Source organism: Caballeronia sp. SL1002 (genome assembly GCF_057814995.1).
In genome coordinates this window covers 406,952-428,675 of sequence record NZ_JBYMUW010000004.1, presented here as the reverse complement: position 1 = coordinate 428,675, position 21,724 = coordinate 406,952, and the positions used below count along the sequence as shown (strand labels likewise).

The window sequence follows — 21,724 nt, the reverse complement described above, 5'->3', positions numbered from 1 at the left end:
TCCCATGACTTATTCCCAGACTTATTCCCATGACTTATTCCCATGACTTATTCCCATGACTTATTCACCGCGCCCCCGTCAACTCGATGCACCTGGCCGAAATTCGGCACAATCCATCCTACGGGTGCGCCCCGGGCGTCGCAAACATCATGAAGCGGAGTAGCGCAATGCGCGTATTGCTAGTCGAAGACGATCGCATGATCGGTGAAGCGGTAGAAGGGGCGCTGCGCGATGCGAGTTATGCGGTCGATTGGGTGCGGGACGGACAGATGGCGCTGGCGAGCATCGAGACGCAGATTTACGACATCGTCCTGCTCGACCTCGGCCTGCCGAAGAAGGACGGTTTCGAGGTGCTGCAAAACGTCCGCGCCCACGACAACCCGGTGCCGCTCGTCGTGATCACCGCGCGCGACGCGCTGGAAGACCGGATTCGCGGCCTCGATGGCGGCGCCGACGACTACGTGCTCAAGCCCTTCGAAATCTCCGAACTGCTTGCGCGGATCCGCGCCGTGGTGCGCCGTCGCGGCGGCCAGGCCGCGCCTGTGATGACCAACGGCGTGCTCTCGCTCGATCCGGCGACGCGCGAAGCGAGCATCGAAAATCATACCGTGCGGCTTTCGGGGCGCGAGTTCTCGCTCCTTCAGGCGCTGATGATCCGGCCTGGCGCGATCCTTTCGCGAGCGGAACTCGAAGACCGCATCTACGGCTGGAACGAGGAAGTGGAGAGTAACGCCGTTGAATTTTTGATCTATTCGCTGCGTAAGAAGCTTGGCAGCGATGCCATCAAGAACGTGCGCGGTGTCGGCTGGATGGTGTCGAAGCTCGCATGACGCGCTCGCTCCAGTTCAGGCTTTCCGCGTGGCTTTCCGTGCTGATCGCGGGTATCGCGGTGATCGCGGGCGTCATCGCGTTCAAGACCGCGTTTCACGAGGCCAACGAGTTGCAGGACGGCCAGTTGAAGCAGGTGGCTGCGCTCGTCACGTTGCGCAGCCTCGACGTGATGGAACGCGAGGCGCTCGAAAACGTGCCGGGCGCGGACCGCGAATCGAAGCTCGTCGTGGAGACGCTCGGTGAAGCGCGCGCCCCGCTCGCGCTCGCAGCGGACCTGCCCGACGGCATCCAGAACGCCGATGTCCGTGGCACGCCGTGGCGGCTTTTCGTCAAGACACTCGATGCGCGAACGCGCATCGTGGTCGGCCAGGAAACGGCGGGCCGCGACGAGATCGCGCGCAACAGCGCGATCGCGACCGTCATGCCGTTCGTCGTCCTCGTGCCGGTACTGCTGCTCGTGCTCGGCGCGCTCGTGCGGCGCATGTTCCGGCCGCTCACGACACTCGCCGCCGGTCTCGACCGGCGCGCCGACCATGACCTGTCCGAACTATCCGACACCAGCCTGCCGGCCGAGATCACGCCGTTCGTGGTCGCCATCAACCGGCTGCTTGCGCGCGTCGGGCAATCCGTTGCGCTGCAGCGCCGCTTTGTCGCCGATGCCGCGCACGAACTCCGTTCGCCGCTTACCGCGCTCACGTTGCAGGCCGAGCGTCTCGCGGCCTCCGGTCTGCCCGATCAGGCGAGCGAGCGGCTCGGCGCATTGCGCCGGGGCCTCGCGCGCACGCGCGCGCTGCTGGAGCAGTTGCTGACGCTCGCGCGCGTGCAGGATCAGGCAAGCGCCGCGCCGTTGCGCCTCTCGTTGCAGCATGTATTCCGTCAGGTGCTCGAAGACTTGATGCCGCTTGCCGAGGCTAAGCGGATGGACCTCGGTGTCGCGAGCGCGGATGACGCTTTCGTTTGCGCGCCGGAGGTGGATCTGAAGATCCTGATCAAGAACCTCGTCGATAACGCCATTCGGTACACACCGGAAGGCGGGCGGATCGACCTTTCGCTGCACGTGGCGGAGAAGCGCGTGCAGATCCGTATCGACGATAACGGACCGGGGATTGCAATTGCCGATCGCGAACGCGTGTTCGATCCGTTCTTTCGTGTGCTCGGCAACGATCAGGATGGGTCGGGATTGGGGTTGTCGATTGTGCGGACTATCGCCGCTCGGATTGGCGCGGATGTGGTTTTGGACGACGCTGTGGAGGGTGGATTGCGGGTTATGGTTTTTTTTGTTTTGCAGGAATAGGAGGGGTAGGGTTTGCTGGCGCTGGGGGGGGTGATTGCATGCGCTCGCTGGGTTGTGGACGGCGCTGTTTGGTGGCGCTTTTGCTTTTGTTTGCCTGCGCTTCTTGGGAACTTGCTTTCGTGTAGGTCTATTAGCACGCCGCTATGCGCGGCAGCAGTCACTTTCTTTGCTGCTGCAAAGAAAGTAACCAAAGAAAGCAGCTTATCCGTCTAAGTGTCCACCTCGAATAACCTAGCGGATAGGCGCGCAAGCTGATTCGGCCATCGCACCACACAACAGAGTGGAGCCGCTCATTCATCCCGGCAGGCACAAAGTGCCTGCCGGAACGGCATAACCGAACACCAAACCAAACCGACGGTTTTCAGATATGCCGGTCGTCCGAGCGCAGCGAGGACGGACCTGACAAGTGCTGTGCCAATACCAACGAATGCGAGTTGCCATAGTCAGCCTGCGTGCCTATCCGCAAGGTTATTCGAGGTGGACACTTAGGCGGATAAGCTGCTTTCTTTGGTTACTTTCTTTGCAGCAGCAAAGAAAGTGACTGCCGCCGCGCATAGCGGCGTGCTAATAGACCTACACGAAAGCAAGTTCTCAAGAAGCGGCCGAACATCAGACGGTGTAACCCACCCACCCACAAACCACCCCACGGCTGCAACACCATGCCCGGCAGTCTGACGGACTTCATCGACCGGGTCCTGCCCGAATTACGTCGGCGCGGGCTGTTCCGCCTCGACCACGAAGGCCGCACGCTGCGTGAGAATCCGGGCTTGCGTCGGCCGGTCAACCAGCATGCCATTGCAGATGAAGCGGCGTTCAATTAAACAATCGATATCAGCGATGCTAAGCAAAGTCTAAACACTTCGTTGGTTCGTCGCGCGAGCGGTGCTTCAATAATCCGGTCGCGGCAACGTCCGCCGCGATCGACCAAAAAACGCCGCCCGAACGGAGATATCAATGACTGCCAGCGTCACGCTCGATCAGACCTCTGCAACGCAATCTTCCTATTCCTCTTCGCAGCCGGACGTGCGCCAGATCGGCGGACGTATCGGCGCGGAAATTCGTGGCGTCCGGCTCTCGGCCGATCTCGATGACGCCGCCATCGCGGCCATCAACACGGCGCTGCTCCGGCATAAAGTGCTGTTTTTCAAAGGCCAATCGCATCTCGACGACGCCGCTCAGGAAGCGTTCGCCGCACGTTTCGGCGAGACAGTCGCGCATCCGACCGTGCCGTCGCTCGCGGGCAGCAACCGTCTTCTCGAACTGGATTCGAAGCACGGCACGCGCGCCAATTCGTGGCATACCGACGTGACCTTCGTCGATGCCTATCCGAAGATCTCGATCCTGCGCGGCGTCGTCATTCCGCCCGCGGGCGGGGACACGGTGTGGGCCAATACGGTCGCGGCTTATGAGCATCTTCCGGAGGCGCTGCGCGCGCTCGCCGACACGCTCTGGGCCGTGCATTCGAACGTCTACGATTACGCCGCCACCCGCGCAACACCCGCAACCGATGCCGAACTGGCCTATCGCGAGCAATTCACTTCGACGCTGTACGAAACCGAACACCCGGTCGTGCGCGTGCATCCGGAGACAGGCGAACGCAGTCTCGTGCTTGGTCATTTCGTGCAGCGTTTTACAGGCTTGTCGCAACGCGATTCGGACCGGATTCTCGATCTTTTTCAGGACCATGTCACGCGTCTTGAAAACACTGTGCGCTGGCGCTGGACGCAGGGCGACGTCGCGATCTGGGATAACCGCGCAACGCAGCACTATGCGGTCGCGGACTATGGGCAAGCGCATCGTGTAGTGCGTCGCGCGACCGTGCATGGCGACGTCCCTGTCGGGATCGACGGCCGCCGCAGCCGCGCGCTCGCCAGCGCTCCGCAAGCCTAAATGCGCTGAGTCGCAAATACGGACGCGTGGCGACACGCGTCCGCCGCTTATCCTCTTTCGATTCCAACATGACGCCGCGATCCCTGCTGAGCAAACTCATTACGATTTTCGGCGTGGCGCTGAGCGCCGGCGCATTCGCGGCCACACCGGCCGTGGTCCGTATCGGCGTGGCGCAACAAGGCGCGGGCGACCCGCCCGTATTCGGTGGATCGCCGGCCGCGACCGCGCAGCTTCAGCATCGCGTGGAAGATGCGCTGCAACCCGGAGGCGTGAAGGTCGAGTGGATCTTCTTCAAGGGCGCGGGTCCGGCCGTGAACGAAGCGCTCGCGAACAAGCAGATCGACTTCGCGTATCAAGGCGATCTTCCCGCCGTGCTCGGGCGTGCGAACGGGCTCAAGACGCACTTGCTGGTCGCGTCGAACGTGCGTGCCGGCGTGTATCTCGCCGTGCCACCGGACTCCGACATCAAGAGCGTGAAGGATCTCAAAGGCAAACGCGTCGGCATCTTTCGCGGCACGAACCTGCAACTCGTGGCCGACAACGTGCTGAAGGCGAACGGTCTGACCGAACGCGACCTGCGCGTCATCAATCTCGATTCAGCGGCGGCGCAAGCAGCGCTTGCATCGAAAGGCGTGGACGCCGTGTTCCTCGACTACAACCTGTTCAAGCTGCAGCGGCAGGGACTCGCGAAGATCGTCGAATCGTCGCGTGATGGCGGCATGCAGTTCACGCGACAGGCGCATCTGCTCGTGCTCGACGACTTCGAAGCCGCGCATCCCGAAACCGTGCAGAAGGTTGTGACGTCGGTGGTGCAGGCATCGCTATGGTCCTCCGACGATAAGAATCGCGACGCTTTGTTCAAGCTCTGGGCGAAGAGCGGCGTGCCGGTGGAATCGTGGCAATCCGAATATGCGAATCAGCAGTTGAAGGACCGCAGTTCGCCCCTGCTCGACCCGTTCGTGGTGTCGCGCTATCAGGCAGTCGCCGACGACGCGCTGCGCTTGAACCTGATCCGCCAGCCAGTTAGCGTGAACGGCTGGTTCGAGCCGAAGTACCTCGATCAGGCGCTCAAAACGTTGAAGCTGGAAAACTACTGGCCGCGCTACGACGCGTCCGGCAAGCCCCTGACGTCCTGATCTTCCGGAGACTTCGATATGGCGAACACTCTTGCACGTGTGCTGCTTCCGACTGATCGCGTGCACGCGTCCGCTGAACGGGCCACAGCGCGCATTGCGTTGCGGTCCATCGGATGGATCGCGCTGCCGTGGTTGCTGCCCGTTGCGCTCGCCGTGCTATGGGTGCTCGGCTCGCGCTACGGCTGGATTTCGGCGCAGGTATTGCCGCCGCCCGCGCTTGTCTTCGATACGCTCGCTGCGCTCACCCGCAGCGGCGAACTCTGGACGCATGTCGGCGCGAGCCTTTCGCGCGTCGCGGTGGGTTTCTCGGCGGGCGTCGTACTCGGCTTGCTGCTCGGCGGCGTGCTCGGTCTTTCGCGCACCGCCGAGGCCTATATCCTGCCGACGTTCAACGCCGTCGTGCAGGTGCCGGTGCTCGGCTGGCTGCCCTTCCTGATGATCGTGGCCGGGATCGGCGAGCCACTCAAGTACATTTTGATCGGACACGCCGCGCTCGTCCCCGTCACGCTCAGCACGATGCAGGGCTTTCGGCAGACGCCTTCGAAGTTTCGCGAAGTCGCGCGCGTCTATCGCTATACGCGCTGGCAAACCATCGCGAGCGTGGTGCTGCCCGCCGCCGTGCCGGTGATCGGCACGGGCGTGCGGCTCGCGTTCACCAAAGCGTGGCTGACGCTCGTGGTGGTGGAACTGGTGGCGTCGTCGGAAGGGCTCGGCTATTTGATCGTCTACGGACGACAGCTCTTTCAGTTGGATCTCGTGCTGGCTTCGGTGCTGATCGTCGGGGCAGTTGGGTACTTGATGGACCGCCTGCTGACCGCGCTCGAACGGCGGTTGCAGCGCGGCGCGGCAGCTTGACGGGACCTACGGAGACCAGCATGGCAGACACTTCTCTCAGGCTTGAAACAGGACTCGCGACAAACGGTGAACGTATCTCCGGCAACGCGCGCCGCTGGCGTGGCTGGGTGTTTCCGCTAGTGGCGCTGGTCGTGTGGTGGTTCATCACGCGCCATACGACCGCCGAGCACGGTATCGCGACATCGCCCGCGCAAGTGCTGCACACCGCCATCGATCAGATCCGCAGCGGCGCGCTGTGGCGCGCCCTCTCGGCTTCGCTCGCCCGCGAACTCACCGGCTTCACGATAGGCACGCTCGCGGGACTCGCGCTCGGCGCGCTGCTCGGTGTCTCGACGCTCGCGAATCGCGCCATCGGACCGAGCTTCAATACGTTCAAACAGGTCTCGCTATTCGCGTGGATCCCTTTGATCTCCGTGTGGTTCGGTCTCGGCGATGTCGCGAAAGTGGTCTTCCTCTCGCTCGCCGCGCTCGTGCCGGTCGTGGCGCACACGAGCGACGGCATTCGCGCCGTCGCGCCCGAAGCGCTCGAAGTGGCGCGCGTGTTTCGCTACAGCAAGTGGCAAACCGTGGTGTACGTAGTGCTTCCGGCCGCGCGTTCGTCAATCTTCACCGGCATCTATCTGGCGCTGATCTACTCGTGGCTCGCCACGCTCGGCGCGGAATATTTGCTGGTGGCGGGCAGCGGGATCGGCAATACGCTCGTGGACGGCAGCGAGCAGTTCCGCATGGATCTCGTCGTGTTCGGCGTGATCGTGATCGGGCTGACCGGACGCGCGCTAAATGCAGTGGCGTTGGCCGTGCAGCGGCGCTGGTTCAGCGATCCAGCGCAAACGGCGCGCTAGGTTTCGGCTCACTCTTAAGCAGAGGTTTTATCGACATGTCCACCGTCATGCAACACGCCGACAGCAGGCTCGACATCAGGCAAGTCAGCAAGCGCTTCCCCGGCGACGACGCCGCGCGCCCTGTTCTCGATCACATCGATCTGGCCGTTCAAAGCGGCGAATTCGTGAGCATCGTGGGCGCGAGCGGCTGCGGAAAATCGACGCTGCTGCGCCTGATCGCGGGACTTGACGACCGCTTCGACGGCGAGATCGCGTTCGGCGGCGAGCGCGTTCATAACACCGACCTCGCGCGGGGGATCGTGTTCCAGGATCATCGCCTGTTCCCGTGGCTCGATGTCGAACAGAACATCGCGGTCGCGCTCAAGAACTCGCCATTGTCGAAGGAAGCGAAGCGGCGCGCCGTGGCCGATCATATCGGTCTGGTCGGATTGCGCGGCTATGAGCATCACTTTCCGCATCAGCTTTCGGGCGGCATGGCGCAACGCGTCGCGATCGCGCGCGGACTGGTGAATCGTCCGCGCCTCTTGCTGCTCGACGAACCGTTCGGTGCGCTCGACGCCCTTACCCGCAGCCGCCTGCAACACGAGTTGCAGCGCATCTGGGAACACGAACGCATTACGATGATCCTCGTCACGCACGACGTGGACGAGGCCGTCTTTCTTGCGGACCGCGTGGTGGTGATGCAGGCGCGTCCTGGACGGATCGGGCGTGTTGTCGAGGTCGGACTTCAACGTCCGCGCAGTCGCAGCGATACCGCGTTCGTGCGGCTTCGCGACGAGATACTCGCGGATTTCGCCGAAGCCGCTTGACGAGTCCGATATAAGAAAAGCCCTTGTTTCAAGGGCTTTTCTGCATTATCGGCCGGCCAAATCGGTCATGCGACGCCTTTCATTTTTCTTAATATTTACGCGTTTCGAGAAAGTGTTTATCCGGAAAGGCGGCGCGGCCAACTCCCTATTAGGGGACAATTGGCCGCGCCCGCTCAAGGCGCATACGAAGAGATCGCTAGCGGCGAATCGTGGAGGAAGACACGCGCCGGTTCAAAAGACCGGTGACGTCGACAAGATGCCGCCGAACGTCGCGGACGGCACAACTATTCAAACTGACTCCATGAAACCCATCGGAATTTCCCCCGCGCGCCGTGCTTTTCTGCGCGACGCGCTCAAGATGGCCCCGGCTGCCGTCGCGGTCGGCACGGGCGTCGCGGGTTCGGCCATCGTCAAAGTCGCGTCGGCCGCCGACGCCGAACCGTTCAAACCCAAATACTTCACCGCCACCGAATGGACCACGCTCAACGCGCTGGTGGACCGTCTCATCCCCGCCGATGAAACCGGGCCGGGCGCGCTGCAAGCGGGCGTCGCCGAGTTCATCGACCTGCAGATGAACCAGCCCTACGGCTTCGGCGCGCTGTGGTACATGCACCCGCCGTTCGCGCAAAATGCGTCGCCGCTGATGGGCTATCAACTCGAATTCTCCCCGCGCACGCTGTACCGCAGCGCGCTCGCCGGGCTGGAGAAATCGATCCACGACGCACACGGCAAGTCCTTCAGCGAACTCGACGAAGCGACCCGCGACGCGGTGATCGGCGAACTCGAACACGGCAAGCTCGCCATCGGCGACGTGCCGCCCGCCGACTTCTTCGCCCAGTTGCTGCAGAACACGCGCGAAGGCTATTTCTGCGATCCGAAGCACGGCGGCAACAAGAACATGGACGCCTGGCGAATGATCAACTTCCCGGGCGCGCGCGCCGACTACATGGACATGGTCGAGCAATACGGCAAGCGCTATCCGCTGCCGCCGGTTTCCATCGGCTGAACGACCGCCTGCGGGCACTGCATGCGCCTTGGAATGGAACCGGTTTCATACGGGATTTCCGCGCATATCGGCGCCCTCGCGACCCCACACTACGGATAAGAAAATGACCGATAAGACGATGAAGCCGGTCGATGTCGTGATCGTCGGCTTCGGCTGGACGGGCGCCATCATGGCGAAGGAATTGACCGAGGCGGGACTCACCGTGCTCGCGCTCGAACGTGGCGCATACCGGGACACCTACCCGGACGGGGCGTATCCGAAGACACTCGACGAACTGACTTACCTGCAACGCTGGAAGCTGTTTCAGGACATGTCGAAGACGAGCTTCACGTTCCGCCACAACATGGGCGATACAGCGCTGCCGTATCGCCAGATCGGCGCGTTCAAGCCGGGCGAGGGCGTCGGCGGCGCGGGGCTGCATTGGTCGGGTCAGCACTGGCGCGTGTATCCGGAAGAACTCAAGCTCAAGAGCCACTACGAAGAAAAGTACGGCCGCAAGTTCATTCCCGAAGGCATGACGATTCAGGACTTCGGCGTGACCTACGAAGAGCTCGAACCGCACTTCGATTTCGTCGAGAAGATGATGGGGACGTCGGGCCAGGCGTATCGCGTGAAGGGCCAAGTGGTGGCGAACGGTATCGGCAATCCGTTCGAGGCTAACCGTTCGGACCATTTCCCGCTGCCGCCGCAGAAAACGCCTTATACAGCGCATCTTTTCGAAAAAGCCGCGCGCGAAGTCGGGCTGCATCCATTTCAGGAGCCGTCGGCAAACGTCTCGCAACCGTACACGAATCAGTACGGCTGCCAGATGGGTCCGTGCAACTTCTGCGGCTTCTGCTCGGGTTACGCCTGCTACAACTATTCGAAGGCATCGCCGAACGTCAACATCCTGCCCGCGCTCAAGCAGGTGACCAACTTCGAGTTGCGTTCGAACTGCAACGTGCTGCGCATCAACCTCGACAGCACGAAGAAAAAGGCGACCGGCGTGACCTACATCGACGCGAAAGGCGACACTGTCGAGCAACCGGCAGCGCTCGTGATCGCAAGCACGTTCGCCTATAACAACGCGCACTTGTTCCTCGTGTCGGGGATCGGCAAGCCGTATGACCCGGTGACGGGCGAAGGCGCGGTCGGCAAGAACGTCGCTTACCAGACCATGTCGACGGTGAAGGCGTTCTTCGAGCCTGGCAAGAACACCAACAACTTCATCGGCGCGGGCGGCAACGGTGTGGCGCTGGACGACTTCAACGCGGATAACTTCGATCACAGCGCGCTCGGCTTTGTCGGCGGCGCGCCGGTCTGGTGTAACCCGGCCGGCGTGAAGCCGATCTCGGGCGTGCCCGTTCCCGACGGCACGCCTAAATGGGGCGCGGCATGGAAGAAGGCCGCGAAGGACAGCTTCACCAACTTCGTTTCGTTCGACGTGCACGGCGCGAACATGGTGTATCGCGACTGCTATCTCGATCTCGATCCGACCTACAAGGACAGCTTCGGTCAGCCGCTTTTGCGCTTCACGTTCGACTGGAAGGATAACGACATCCGCATGAGCCAGTACGTGACCGGACAGATGCAGCAGGTCGCGAAGGCGATGAACCCGAAGTCCGTTTCGACAACCGTGATGAAGCTCGGCGATCACCTCGATCTGCGTCCGTATCAGACGACGCACTGGGCGGGCGGCGTCGCGATGGGTCCGGACCGCAGCAACAGCGTGCTGAATCGTTATCTGCAGAGCTGGGATGTACACAACGTCTTCGCGGTGGGATCGGGCGTGTTCCCTGTGGGGATCGGCTATAACCCGACCGGCCTCGCCACCGCACTTGCCTACTGGTCGGCCAAGGCGATCCGCGAACAATACCTGAAAGATCCGCGTCCTCTGATCGACGCCTGAGGACACGATAACAATGAAAATGTTCAAGCATCTCGTCTCCTTGCCGCTTGTCCTTGCAGCGAGCGTTGGCGGCATCGCGCACGCGGCGACCGCCGCTTCCGCCGATCAGCAGCAGGTCGCGCGCGGCGAATACCTCGCGCGCGCAGGCGACTGTATCGCGTGTCACACGGCGCGAAACGGCAAGCCGTTCGCGGGCGGCCTCGCGATTGCCACGCCGATGGGCAAGATCTATTCGACCAACATCACGCCCGACCAGAAGACCGGTATCGGCGCGTGGACCTACGAGGACTTCGCCGCGCTGATGCGTCATGGCGAGACGAAGTCGGGCTATGCGGTGTATCCGGCGATGCCGTATCCGTCGTATTCGCGCGTGAACGACACCGAAATGCACGCGCTTTACGCGTATTTCCAGCATGGCGTGGCCCCGGTCGATCAAGCCAATCGCGCAAACGATATTCCCTGGCCGCTTTCGATGCGCTGGCCGCTGAAAATCTGGCGCGCGATGTTCGCGCCGACGCCCGCGCCGTACGCGGAAACCGCCGGTATCGACGCGTCCGCCGAACACGGCGCGTATCTCGTCGAAGGTCTCGGACACTGCGGCAGTTGCCACACGCCCCGCGGCGTGGCGTTGCAGGAAAAGGCCCTCGGCAACGACAACCCGATCTACTTGTCGGGCGGGAGCGCCATCGACGGATGGATCGCACCGAGCCTGCGCAACGAGCACGGGGGCGGGCTTGCCGGGTGGAACCAGGCGGAGATCGTCGAGTTCCTGCACAGCGGCCGCACGCATCGCACGGCTTCGTTCGGCGCGATGAACGACGTGGTGGTCGATTCGATGCAGTACATGAACGACACCGACCTCAACAGCATTGCGCTGTATTTGAAGACGTTGCAGCCGTATCGCACCGAAGAGAAGCCCTACGCTTACGACAGCGCGATTTCGAAGGCGCTGTACGTCGGCCAGGTGCCGAACATAGCGGGCGCGCAGCTTTATCTCGATCGATGCGCGGGCTGTCACAAGTCGAACGGACGGGGCAATGGGCGCGCGTTTCCAGCGCTTGCGGGCAATCCGGTTCTGCAGACGTCCAATCCTACTTCGGCCGTTCATATCGTGCTGTCGGGCGGCGCGATGCCCGCGACGAAGACTGCGCCGTCGGCTATTACGATGGCACCGTATGCGGACATTCTGAACGATCAGCAGATCGCCGATGTGGTCTCGTTCGTTCAGACGAGCTGGGGGAATACGGGTGGACGTGCCACGGCGGATCAGGTCGCGAAGATGCGCAAGACTGCCGAGCCGGTGAAGTCGGAGGGGTTCACGCTTGCGCATCCGGAGTTGCATCATGCCGCGCCGGCGGATGGTGCGTCGGGGACGCAGGGGTAGACGGGCTTTTTTTGCTGGCGCTGTTGGTTTTGTGCGCCTGTGCGTTCTGGGAACTTGCTTTCGTGTCGGTCTATTAGCACGCCGCTATGCGCGGCGGCAGTCACTTTCTTTGCTGCTGCAAAGAAAGTAACCAAAGAAAGCAGCGTGACCTACTAAGTGTCCACCACGAACCGCAACCGGGAGTGGCGCGCAAGCTGATTCGGCCATCGCACCACACAACAGAGTGGAACCGCTCATCCATCCCGACAGGCACTTCGTGCCTGGCGGTTGGGTATAACCCAAAAAATAAACAAACCAATGGTTTTCGGATATGCCCGTCGTCCGAGCGCAGCGAGGATGGACCTGACAAGTGCTGTGCCAATACCAACGAATGCGAGTTGCCATAGTCAGCCTGCGCGCCTATCCGCAAGGTTATTCGTGGTGGACACTTAGGCGGATAAGCTGCTTTCTTTGGTTACTTTCTTTGCAGCAGCAAAGAAAGTGACTGCTGCCGCGCATAGCGGCGTGCTAATAGACCTACACGAAAGCAAGTTCTCAAGAAGCGCAGGCAAACAACAGCAAAGGCGCCAGCAAACACCCCCCCCGTGCGCTAAACCAGTGAAAACAACGTTTCCCCAACGCACCACAAAACCGCCCCCCGCACCACATCGGTGAACTTTAAGCATCCGCTAAAGAACGCGAACGTTCGGCCGATAAGCTAAGAGACAGGCAACCGGGCGACGTCCCCCGGCCATGCCCAAACGGTCCGACCGCGGCTAATCCCGGCAAAGAAACAGCCGCCCGGTCGGCCATCACTGAACTGGCTGGATACCATGAAGCGGAACCTGTTTTTCCGGTTTCTGGCTCGACTGCGGGTCGGCCGAAAACTGCTGCTCATCTATCTGCTCGACCTGAGCGCGGTCGTGTTCATCAGCAGCATCCTGATCCATGAGAAGTACATCGCGATCGATTTCTCTAACCGGGAAATCGTCGGCAATGCGTATGTGCGGACCGTGCGCGACGCGCTCGTCGATGTCGCGATGATCGGCGCCGGTCGGCCACTCTCCACCGCGACGCTCTCGCGGGACGCGCGCGATCTCGCCGATGCCGAGACACGCTACGGCGCAAACATGGAAAGCGCCGCGCTCAACGAACGCGTTCGCGGCGCGCTCGAAGCGCTCGCGCAACAGCCCGCGCCCAACACCGCCGCAATCGACGACGCGCTGCATGCATGCCGCGAACTCATCACGCGCGTGGGCAACCAGTCGAACCTCATTCTCGATCCCGACCTCGACAGCTACTACGCCATGTCGCTGTCGATCTTGCGCTACCCCGCGCTCTTGGATGCGATCAACGGTATCGGCGTGCAGTTGCACGACACGCCAAGCGCGGTTGCGAAAGCCGAGGTCATGCGCACGCGCTACCTCGTGCTCGAAGGGCAGCTCGACGCCGTGCTGCAAGGGCTCAAATCGGATTTCGCCGAAGCCACCGCGTCCAATCACTCGCTCACGATGCTGCTCGCGCCCTCGGTCGGCGAGATGCTGCAATCGGTCGAAGCGTATCGCGATGCGGCGCGCGTAGTCGTGGATAGCGGCGCCTCGGCCGATACGGCGATGCTCCGGCGCGCCGATGCCGCGCAGCAAGCCGTGGTGGCACGCGCGCACGATTCGTGGCGCAGAACGAGCGCGGAACTCGACGATCTCCTGCACGCGCGCGTGAGCGGTCTCTATTCGCGCATGTGGCTGCATCTCGGCACGGCGCTGTTCCTGCTCTGCGCGATTCTCGTGATGGTGTACTTCGTCGCGCAGCATATCTCGCGGCCGCTCAGACAACTCGCGCGCGTGATGGACACCGTGCGTCGCACTGGCGACCACTCGTTGCGCGCAAGTTGGGACAGTCAGGACGAGATCGGCCAGCTCGTCACCGGCTTCAACGAAATGCTCGGCCAGCTCGATCGCGAGCGCGACGCGCAACAGGAACTCGCCGCGACGGCGCGTGCATCGGCGGCGCAATATGCGCTCGTCGAAGCGACGCCGGTCCCGATGATGGTCACCGCCATCCCGGGCCACGAAATCCTGCACGTCAACAAGCCCGCGCTCTACTGGCTCAACAACTGCGAATCCGATCCATGGGCGCGCGGTCTCGATTCCGCTGTACGTGCGCGCTTTTTCCAGCAGTTGTCCGACCGCGAGGCCGTCGATGAATTCGAGGTCCGCTGGAGCGCGACCAAGGAACCGACCTGGGCGATGCTCTCCGCGCGGCGCATGGTGTTCCAGGGCCAGGACGCCGTGCTCACGGCCTTCACGCCGATCAACCAGATCAAACTGATGGAGCAGCGGCTCGAACTGTGGGCGAAGGTTTTCGAAGCGTCGTCGGAGGCGATTCTGATTCTCGACTGCGACTTCAGTCTGCTCACCGCGAACGCCGCGTTCTATCGCGCGACCGGCTACGGCGCCGACGACGTGATGGGCAAGCAGCCCGATTTCATATCCATCGGTGCCATCGGCACTGCCGGCGAAAACATGTCTGCGAGCGTGGCGTCGGCGGTCGGGCGCGCGAGCCATTGGCAAGGCGAAGGCCTGGTGCGCCGGCCGGAAGGCGGCGACTATCCCGCGTGGCTGATCGCGAGTGCGGTGCGCGACAAGCGCGGACAGGTGTCGCATTACATCTGCACGCTGATCGACGTGACCGAGCGCAAGCGCAGCGAGGCGCGCATCCAGTTTCTCGCGGAGCACGACGTGCTCACCGAACTGCCGAACCGCGCGCTGTTCACCAAGCGGCTCGGCGGCGAACTCGACAAGGCCGAGCGCGGCCAGCACGGCGTAGCCGTTTTGTTCATCGACCTCGACCGTTTCAAGAACATCAACGATTCGCTCGGGCATCATGTCGGCGATAGCTTGCTGCGCTCGGTCTCGCGGCGTCTGCTTGCCGCGGTGCGCTCGAACGATACCGTCAGCCGGCTCGGCGGCGACGAGTTCACGGTGATCCTGAGCGGCGTGAGCGATCCGGCGGAAGCCGCGCGGATCATCGATGAACGCGTGATTCCGCTATTGCGCGAGCCGCATCAGATCGGCGGCGTGAGTCTGCAGGTTTCGTGCAGCGTGGGCGTCGCGATGTATCCGGCCGACGGCGACGACATCAGTTCGCTGATGCAGAACGCCGACGCCGCGATGTATCAGGCGAAAGCCGCCGGCCGCAACCTCGTGAAGTTTTTCTCCGCCGACATGGCCGAACGCGCACGTCTCCGGCTTTCGCTCGAAGCGTGTCTGCGCTCGGCCATCGAGCGCAACGAGTTGAGCCTCGCGTACCAGCCGTGTCTCGACGCGAGGACCGGCGCGCTCGCGGGCGTCGAAGGCTTGCTGCGCTGGAACAGTCCGGAACTCGGTGCAGTGCCGCCTTCGCGCTTCATTCCGATTGCCGAGGAAACCGGGCTGATCATCCCGATCGGCGCGTGGGTGATCGACGAAGCGTGCCGCCAGATGGCACGCTGGCGCGACGAGGACATGATGGACGTCAAGGTATCGATCAACCTGTCGGCCATTCAGTTGCGCGATGCCGAGGTCGCTCACACGCTGCGGCACAGCCTCGCCGCGCACAGCGTCGCGCCGGCGATGCTCGAACTGGAGATTACCGAAACCGTGCTGATGGACAGCGCGGAAAACTATCTCGACGCGATCAATTCGCTGCGCGCGCTCGGCGTCATGCTGTCGCTCGACGACTTCGGCACGGGCTATTCGAGCTTGAGCTATCTGAACCGCTTTCCGCTCGACCGCCTCAAGATCGACCGTGCGTTCGTGCACGACATGCTCGATGCGCCCGCCGATCTCGCCATCATCAAGTCGATCATCGAACTCGGGCATCAGTTGGGATTGCGCGTCGTGGCGGAAGGTGTGGAGAGCGAACGCGAAGCGCAGATTTTGCGCGGCATCGGCTGCGACGAACTACAGGGCTTCCTGTTCTCGAAGGCGATGCCGCCCGACGCGCTGTGGTCATGGGCGAACGACAGAAAAGTAGCCTGACGATTGCGCGGGCGCGTTCGCCGCGCACTCACGCTGCGCGTGCTCAATGGTATGAGAAAACAAAACCGGACATATTCCCGGCCATTGAATTCGCTTTATCGTTTAGTATCTTTCTCGCAATAGCCTGGCATTAGGGTTTAGCGAACCGGCAAAAGGGATTTTCGATTTCTTTTTGTGACGTCCCGCGAAATATTGCCTTGAATAGTTTCATTAATGATTTATAAATTAAGTGATCCGTTTCCGCCGCAACGGATCAATGCGGTCGTCCACTGATCGCTATACGGTGCCGCGCCTTCACGCCTGTCGGCGATATAAAAACAATGTCGTTTTCTTTGCCCGCCCTTTCAGCGGATGCGGGAAATTGTCGGAATAATCCGCGAGCTATTTCACGTGCCGCCGGAGTAAATAATCGACTGCATCGATTACTCCGGTTGAAATAATGATTCACTTGATCGGAGCGACAAAATGCAAATGAAGCATCGGCTTGCGGCTGAAGTTTTCGGAACGGCCTGGCTCGTACTCGGCGGATGCGGCAGCGCGGTTCTGGCGGCCAAATTTCCGGAAACAGGTATCGGTTTCGCTGGCGTCTCGCTGGCGTTCGGCCTCACTGTCCTGACGATGGCTTATGCGTTGGGCCATATCTCGGGCGCGCATCTGAACCCCGCGGTCAGTGTCGGACTCGCGTGCGCCGGACGGCTACCCGCGCGCGAACTCGGCCCTTATATCGTGGCGCAAGTGATCGGCGGTGCGCTCGGCGCGCTCGTGCTTTATCTGATCGCGAGCGGCGCGCCCGGCTTCGACGTAACGGCCGGCTTCGCGACGAACGGATACGGCGAGCGTTCGCCCGGCCACTACACGCTTGCGGCTTCGTTCATCTGCGAAGTCGTGATGACGTTTTTCTTCGTGCTGGTGGTGCTCGGCTCGACCGACGGCCGCGCGATTTCCGGCTTCGCGCCGATCGCGATCGGCTTGTGCCTGACCTTGATCCACCTCATTTCCATCCCGGTCACGAACACTTCGGTGAATCCGGCACGCTCGACCGGGCCGGCGCTGTTCGTCGGCGCGCCCGCGCTCGGCCAGCTTTGGCTCTTCTGGCTCGCGCCGCTGATCGGCGCGGTGATCGCGGGGCTTTTGTATCCGCGACTCTTTCCTGAACTGACATCGCGCGTCGCGCCCGGACCGCTCGCGATCGACGCGCCGTGATTGGTTTGAAGTAGTTCGGCGAGATCCTTTCCCGGTTCTGATGGCCGGATACGCTCTTGAGTGAGCGTGTCCGGCCGTTTTGCTTTTGAGCCGTGAGTTAATTTCAGTCAAGATTTGTCGCCCGACGTTGTCTTATGGATGGATTCATTTACCTTCGTATCCCTAAGTTATTTGTCGTCAGCTATCTAGCAGATGTTACTGGATCGCTGACGCTTCGGGGAGCACGAAGTGGGAGATTTTGATTTGTTACGCAAGGGCGTCACGGGACGCCAAGCATATTTTCTCGATGTACCCGGTACGGAGAGCGCCGCGGCACTTTCCGTGGTGTCGTTCGAGGCGACTGAGAAGATGGGCGCGCCGACCGGAGTGCGTATCGAGCTGACGCATCCGCTACAACTTGCGCGCACCGACTATCTGAATCTCGACGCAACGTTTTCTATCGTGCCTGACGATGGAACGGTGCGAAAGTTCTCCGGCTTCATCTCGCGCTTCTCCACGATCCAGACGACGAACGACTTTATAAGGTACGAAGTCGTCCTGAAGTCGCATTTCGCGCGACTGGCGGCGGTGACGCGCAGGAAAATCTTCCAGAACGCGAGTACGCCGGAGATTATCGCGGCGATCCTGCGTAGCCACGGTTTCCGGCCCGAGCAGATGTCGTTCAGGTTGCGCGGTCAGTACCGCAAGCACCTGTTCCGCATGCAGCACCAGATAAGCGATCTGGCCTATGTCCAGATGCTGATGGAAAAGGCTGGCATCTATTGCTACATCGTGGAAACCGAATACGGCGATCAGGCCGCTTTCGGCGATGACATTGACCATTACCTCTACGATCCACGTTTGATCGTGCCGTACCGCGAATCGGCGGGGCTTAACGCGGAAGGCATCGAGGCGGTAACGGCGATCAAGACCCACGCCGTAACCGTGCCGCAATCGTTCACCGTGGCGGATTACAACCCCGAACAGTCGTGGGAGCGCTTTCGCGACAGGTCCAACGTTGCACCCGACGATTCCACGACCTACGGCCAGCCTTATATCTACGGCACGAACCACCTCGATCAGGCGGGCGCGAAGTGGGAAGCGCAGCTTCGCCATGAGGCGGCCATTGCGGGGCAAGTCGTCTATGAAGGCGAAAGCAGCGTGCTGGCGTTGCAGCCGGGACGCGTGCTGGAAATGGATATCAATTTGCCCGATGCGCCAAAAGGTCAGGTAATCGTAGAAGTCACGCATCGCGGCGCGCGCGACGAGCCCTATTCGAATAGCTACAAGGCGATCCCCGCCGATCGCCGCTTCCGCCTCAAGCTACAACCGGAAAATTGGGCCAAGGTGACCGGTACGCTTACCGCCGATCGACGCCGATGCAGACCAGTTGTTCAAATACGCCCGCTGGCTGCAAAAGCAGGACGGCCCGAAGGACTTCGCCGATATCGCGCGGTATTACCGGATCGCGGCAGCCCACGATCACTACAAGGCCAACACCAACCTTCAGCAACTGGTATCGACGGGGTTGGCTGATTCGCCAAACGCACCGCAAGAGACAGTCGATCTGGCGATCCAACTGGTAAAACAAGGCGTGCCGGCCGGCTATTACGATATCGGTCACTATCTCGAACTCGGCTATGGCCTGAAGCAAAATAGTGAGACGGCCCTGCGCTATTTCCGCAAGGCGGCGGATCTGGGAAGTCCGGACGCACAGTATTACGTTGGTCAAAAGCTGTTTCCGGTCGACGATGCACGAGATATTGCACGGCAAATGTGGAAATGCTCCGCCGACCAGGGGCACGGCAGGGCGGCGAGCGAACTGGGCATTGACCGTTCGACAGATAAGTTCTACGCCGAAGCACTCAAAGCTTTCCAGCAGGGCGTCATGGCGGGAAACAGCCAGGCCGCGTGGGCGTTGGAAAGCGGCTTCAATGGCCCCCCACCGGACGATCGCCTGAACTACCTTGCTGTTCCGAACGATCCCGAACGTTCACACCGCTACAAGCTGATCGGCAAATTCCTCGACGCTAACGAAGGTCTGAACCCCAAAGTCCCCGATATCGACAAAATCGTACCGCTGCCGCCGGCACCTTTGCCCGCGTGGGACGGCACGTTCCAGTGGGCGAAGGACCAGGCCGCGGCCGTGCCGCCGCAAAAGCCCGACGACAACCTGATCGACCGTCTCGCCCGCGAGAAAAATCTCGATCCCGCGACCGGCCTTCCTCTTGCGCCGGTCAAGAGCGCGAAGACCGAGCGCGTGCCGCTGGGTACGACCGTGTATACGGGCGAAGTCTGTCCGCAGGACGGCATCTGGTGCGTGCGGCCAGCCGACGAATACAGCCCCGCAGCCACGCGCCGGTTCAGCAAAGGCGACACGATGCCTCAACTGGCCGTGGATGATCCGCGCTTCATTCCCCTACTCGACACGCTGCGCGGCATGCGGATCGACCGTACCGACGCGCACTGGCGTCTGAAGGCTTACATCGAAGAGGTGTAGTGCGTTTCGTGACGGAATGCAAACCGCCTAACGAATAGCAGCCCCGAAACCCAACTCGACAAGCGTCTTAGTAAAAATCATCGTAAGCAACGCAGAAATCATGCGTTTGGCGACGCGAAATGCGTTGCTAATATCGCCGCTCGATTTCTCCGATCCTCAAAACAATGACAACACTCAGATCGCAATTCCCTTCCATCCGGCTCGGTGTAATCGGCGTGGCTGTCGCCAGTCTGGCGGCGCTGGCGTCCTGCGGTTCATCGGACGATTCAGCCAAACCGCCCGTCGTCGCGCAAAAGCGCCCGAACATTCTGTACATCATGGCCGACGATCTCGGCTACTCCGACATCCACGCGTTCGGCGGCGAAATCAATACGCCGAACCTCGACGCCCTCGTACAGTCCGGCCGCATTCTGACGAACCAGCACACCGGCACCGTCTGCGCGATCACCCGCGCGATGCTGATTTCCGGCACCGATCATCACCTCGTCGGGGAAGGCACGATGGGTGTTCCGACCGATGAACGCAAAGGCTTGCCGGGCTACGAAGGTTATCTGAACGACCGCGCGCTGTCGGTTGCGCAGTTGCTCAAGGACGGCGGCTATCACACCTACATGGCCGGCAAGTGGCACATCGGTTCGGGCATTGTCGGCAGCACGACGGGCGGCGGCCAGACGCCCGACCAGTGGGGCTTCGAGCACAGCTACGCGCTGCTCGGCGGCGCGGCGACCAACCACTTCGCGCACGAGCCGGCCGGATCGAAGAACTACACGGAAGACGGCCAGTACGTGCAGCCCGGTCAGCCGGGACAACCCGGCGGCACCGGCGGCAGTCCCGCCGTGTTCTACTCGACGGACTTCTACACGCAGCGCCTGATCTCGTACATCGACTCCAACAAGGGCGACGGCAAGCCGTTCTTCGCCTATGCAGCATTCACCTCGCCGCACTGGCCGTTGCAAGTGCCGGAGCCGTATCTGCATAACTACACGGGCAAATACGATCAGGGATACGACGTGATCCGCGCGGCACGTATCGCGCGGCAAAAGGCGCTCGGCATCATTCCGAACGACTTCACGCCGTACGGCGGCGCATCGGAAACGCTCGCTGCATCGCCCGCGACGGCCAACAACGGCACCGTCAACGCTAAGTATGTGAGCGCGGTCAACAGCGCGGCGCAGGGCTACACGGACTACGGTCCGGGCACCGTCAACAAGTCGTGGTCGAGCCTGTCGGCAGCCGAAAAGAAATCGCAGGCGCGCTACATGGAAATCTACGCGGGCATGGTCGAGAATCTCGATAACAACATCGGCCTGCTGATCCAGCATCTGAAGGACATCGGCGAATACGACAACACGTTCATCATGTTCCAGTCGGATAACGGCGCGGAAGGCTGGCCGATCGATTCGGGCGCGGACCCGACAGCCACCGACACCGCCAATGCCGCCGATGCCGTCTTCGACACGCTCGGCACGGACAACGGCGCGCAAAACGCGAAGCGTCTGCAATACGGCTTGCGCTGGGCCGAAGTCAGCGCGACACCGTTCCGCCTGACCAAGGGCTACTCGGGCGAAGGCGGCGTATCGACACCGCTTATCGTCCACTTGCCCGGCCAGACGACGCAAAGCCCGACCTTGCGCGCGTTCACGCACGTCACCGACAACACCGCCACGTTCCTCGCCGTCGCGCAGATCGCGCCGCCGACGCAGGCCGCGCCCGCGCTCCTGAACACGCTGACCGGCGCGGACCAGAACAAGGGCAAGGTGATCTACAACAACCGCTATGTGTATCCGGTGACGGGGCAATCGCTGTTGCCGCTGCTCAACGGCACGGCGACCGGTGAGGTCCACACGACCGCATTCGGCGACGAAGCGTATGGCCGCGGTTATCTGCGCAGCGCGGATGGACGCTGGAAAGCGTTGTGGACCGAGCCGCCGCTCGGGCCTGTCGACGGTCACTGGCAGTTGTTCGATCTCACCTCCGATCGCGGCGAAACCACTGACGTGGCCGCACAAAACGCATCGGTTATCGACGGTCTCGTGCAGCAGTGGAAGAGCTACATGAGCGGTGTCGGCGGTGTGGAACCGCTGCGTCCGCGTGGCTACTACTAAGCAC

Annotated in this window: 13 protein-coding genes and 3 pseudogenes; all 16 read left to right on the top strand. The window is 61.9% G+C overall.

The window, feature by feature from the left end; translation table 11 throughout:
* Window positions 1-167 precede the first annotated feature (167 nt).
* Window positions 168-830 (top strand): response regulator transcription factor, encoded by a 663-nt coding sequence (locus tag AC3D25_RS23430; RefSeq protein ID WP_488890856.1) that lies wholly within the window; start codon window positions 168-170, stop codon window positions 828-830.
* Complete coding sequence (locus tag AC3D25_RS23425) at window positions 827-2,125, top strand: ATP-binding protein (protein ID WP_488890855.1); 1,299 nt, start codon at window positions 827-829, stop codon at window positions 2,123-2,125. Before AC3D25_RS23430 ends, AC3D25_RS23425 begins: the two co-directional genes overlap by 4 nt.
* A 659-nt stretch (window positions 2,126-2,784) precedes the next feature.
* Window positions 2,785-2,946 (top strand): annotated as a pseudogene (locus tag AC3D25_RS23420) (nitrilotriacetate monooxygenase); the annotation flags it as partial.
* 133 nt (window positions 2,947-3,079) lie between these two features.
* Window positions 3,080-4,015 (top strand): TauD/TfdA dioxygenase family protein, encoded by a 936-nt coding sequence (locus tag AC3D25_RS23415; RefSeq protein WP_488890854.1) that lies wholly within the window; start codon window positions 3,080-3,082, stop codon window positions 4,013-4,015.
* Between the two features lie 68 nt (window positions 4,016-4,083).
* Complete coding sequence (locus AC3D25_RS23410; RefSeq protein ID WP_488890853.1) at window positions 4,084-5,151, top strand: ABC transporter substrate-binding protein; 1,068 nt, start codon at window positions 4,084-4,086, stop codon at window positions 5,149-5,151.
* Window positions 5,152-5,169: 18 nt separating this feature from the next.
* Window positions 5,170-6,006, top strand: coding sequence for an ABC transporter permease (locus AC3D25_RS23405; protein WP_488890852.1), 837 nt, complete (start codon window positions 5,170-5,172; stop codon window positions 6,004-6,006).
* Between the two features lie 20 nt (window positions 6,007-6,026).
* Window positions 6,027-6,848: an ABC transporter permease gene (locus tag AC3D25_RS23400; protein WP_488890851.1), complete on the top strand. Its 822-nt coding sequence runs from the start codon at window positions 6,027-6,029 to the stop codon at window positions 6,846-6,848.
* A gap of 35 nt (window positions 6,849-6,883) precedes the next feature.
* Window positions 6,884-7,657 carry an ABC transporter ATP-binding protein gene (locus tag AC3D25_RS23395; protein WP_488890850.1) on the top strand — a complete coding sequence of 258 codons (774 nt, stop codon included), beginning with the start codon at window positions 6,884-6,886 and terminating at the stop codon, window positions 7,655-7,657.
* Between the two features lie 301 nt (window positions 7,658-7,958).
* Window positions 7,959-8,663 carry a gluconate 2-dehydrogenase subunit 3 family protein gene (locus AC3D25_RS23390; protein WP_488890849.1) on the top strand — a complete coding sequence of 235 codons (705 nt, stop codon included), beginning with the start codon at window positions 7,959-7,961 and terminating at the stop codon, window positions 8,661-8,663.
* A gap of 103 nt (window positions 8,664-8,766) precedes the next feature.
* Entirely contained in the window at window positions 8,767-10,551 is a 1,785-nt protein-coding gene (locus tag AC3D25_RS23385; protein WP_488890848.1) for a GMC family oxidoreductase, read from the top strand.
* Between the two features lie 13 nt (window positions 10,552-10,564).
* Complete coding sequence (locus AC3D25_RS23380; protein ID WP_488890847.1) at window positions 10,565-11,935, top strand: c-type cytochrome; 1,371 nt, start codon at window positions 10,565-10,567, stop codon at window positions 11,933-11,935.
* 812 nt (window positions 11,936-12,747) lie between these two features.
* The gene (locus tag AC3D25_RS23375) at window positions 12,748-15,933 is read left to right on the top strand and encodes an EAL domain-containing protein (RefSeq protein ID WP_488890846.1); all 3,186 of its coding nucleotides are present in this window, start codon (window positions 12,748-12,750) and stop codon (window positions 15,931-15,933) included.
* 465 nt (window positions 15,934-16,398) lie between these two features.
* Window positions 16,399-17,136 (top strand): aquaporin Z, encoded by a 738-nt coding sequence (aqpZ, locus tag AC3D25_RS23370; protein ID WP_488890845.1) that lies wholly within the window; start codon window positions 16,399-16,401, stop codon window positions 17,134-17,136.
* Window positions 17,137-17,364: 228 nt separating this feature from the next.
* Window positions 17,365-18,483: pseudogene (locus AC3D25_RS23365) on the top strand (type VI secretion system Vgr family protein); the annotation flags it as partial.
* Window positions 18,476-19,615 (top strand): annotated as a pseudogene (locus tag AC3D25_RS23360) (SEL1-like repeat protein); the annotation flags it as partial. The pseudogenes AC3D25_RS23365 and AC3D25_RS23360, both read left to right, overlap by 8 nt.
* A gap of 164 nt (window positions 19,616-19,779) precedes the next feature.
* Entirely contained in the window at window positions 19,780-21,720 is a 1,941-nt protein-coding gene (locus AC3D25_RS23355; RefSeq protein WP_488890844.1) for an arylsulfatase, read from the top strand.
* Window positions 21,721-21,724: the final 4 nt, after the last annotated feature.

What these genes read in the sequence shown, in the direction of transcription:
- AC3D25_RS23430 (WP_488890856.1), top strand. Translation starts at nt 168, where the DNA reads ATGCGCGTATTGCTAGTCGAAGACGATCGCATGATCGGTGAAGCGGTA.
- AC3D25_RS23425 (WP_488890855.1), top strand. Translation starts at nt 827, where the DNA reads ATGACGCGCTCGCTCCAGTTCAGGCTTTCCGCGTGGCTTTCCGTGCTG.
- AC3D25_RS23415 (WP_488890854.1), top strand. Translation starts at nt 3,080, where the DNA reads ATGACTGCCAGCGTCACGCTCGATCAGACCTCTGCAACGCAATCTTCC.
- AC3D25_RS23410 (WP_488890853.1), top strand. Translation starts at nt 4,084, where the DNA reads ATGACGCCGCGATCCCTGCTGAGCAAACTCATTACGATTTTCGGCGTG.
- AC3D25_RS23405 (WP_488890852.1), top strand. Translation starts at nt 5,170, where the DNA reads ATGGCGAACACTCTTGCACGTGTGCTGCTTCCGACTGATCGCGTGCAC.
- AC3D25_RS23400 (WP_488890851.1), top strand. Translation starts at nt 6,027, where the DNA reads ATGGCAGACACTTCTCTCAGGCTTGAAACAGGACTCGCGACAAACGGT.
- AC3D25_RS23395 (WP_488890850.1), top strand. Translation starts at nt 6,884, where the DNA reads ATGTCCACCGTCATGCAACACGCCGACAGCAGGCTCGACATCAGGCAA.
- AC3D25_RS23390 (WP_488890849.1), top strand. Translation starts at nt 7,959, where the DNA reads ATGAAACCCATCGGAATTTCCCCCGCGCGCCGTGCTTTTCTGCGCGAC.
- AC3D25_RS23385 (WP_488890848.1), top strand. Translation starts at nt 8,767, where the DNA reads ATGACCGATAAGACGATGAAGCCGGTCGATGTCGTGATCGTCGGCTTC.
- AC3D25_RS23380 (WP_488890847.1), top strand. Translation starts at nt 10,565, where the DNA reads ATGAAAATGTTCAAGCATCTCGTCTCCTTGCCGCTTGTCCTTGCAGCG.
- AC3D25_RS23375 (WP_488890846.1), top strand. Translation starts at nt 12,748, where the DNA reads ATGAAGCGGAACCTGTTTTTCCGGTTTCTGGCTCGACTGCGGGTCGGC.
- aqpZ (WP_488890845.1), top strand. Translation starts at nt 16,399, where the DNA reads ATGCAAATGAAGCATCGGCTTGCGGCTGAAGTTTTCGGAACGGCCTGG.
- AC3D25_RS23355 (WP_488890844.1), top strand. Translation starts at nt 19,780, where the DNA reads ATGACAACACTCAGATCGCAATTCCCTTCCATCCGGCTCGGTGTAATC.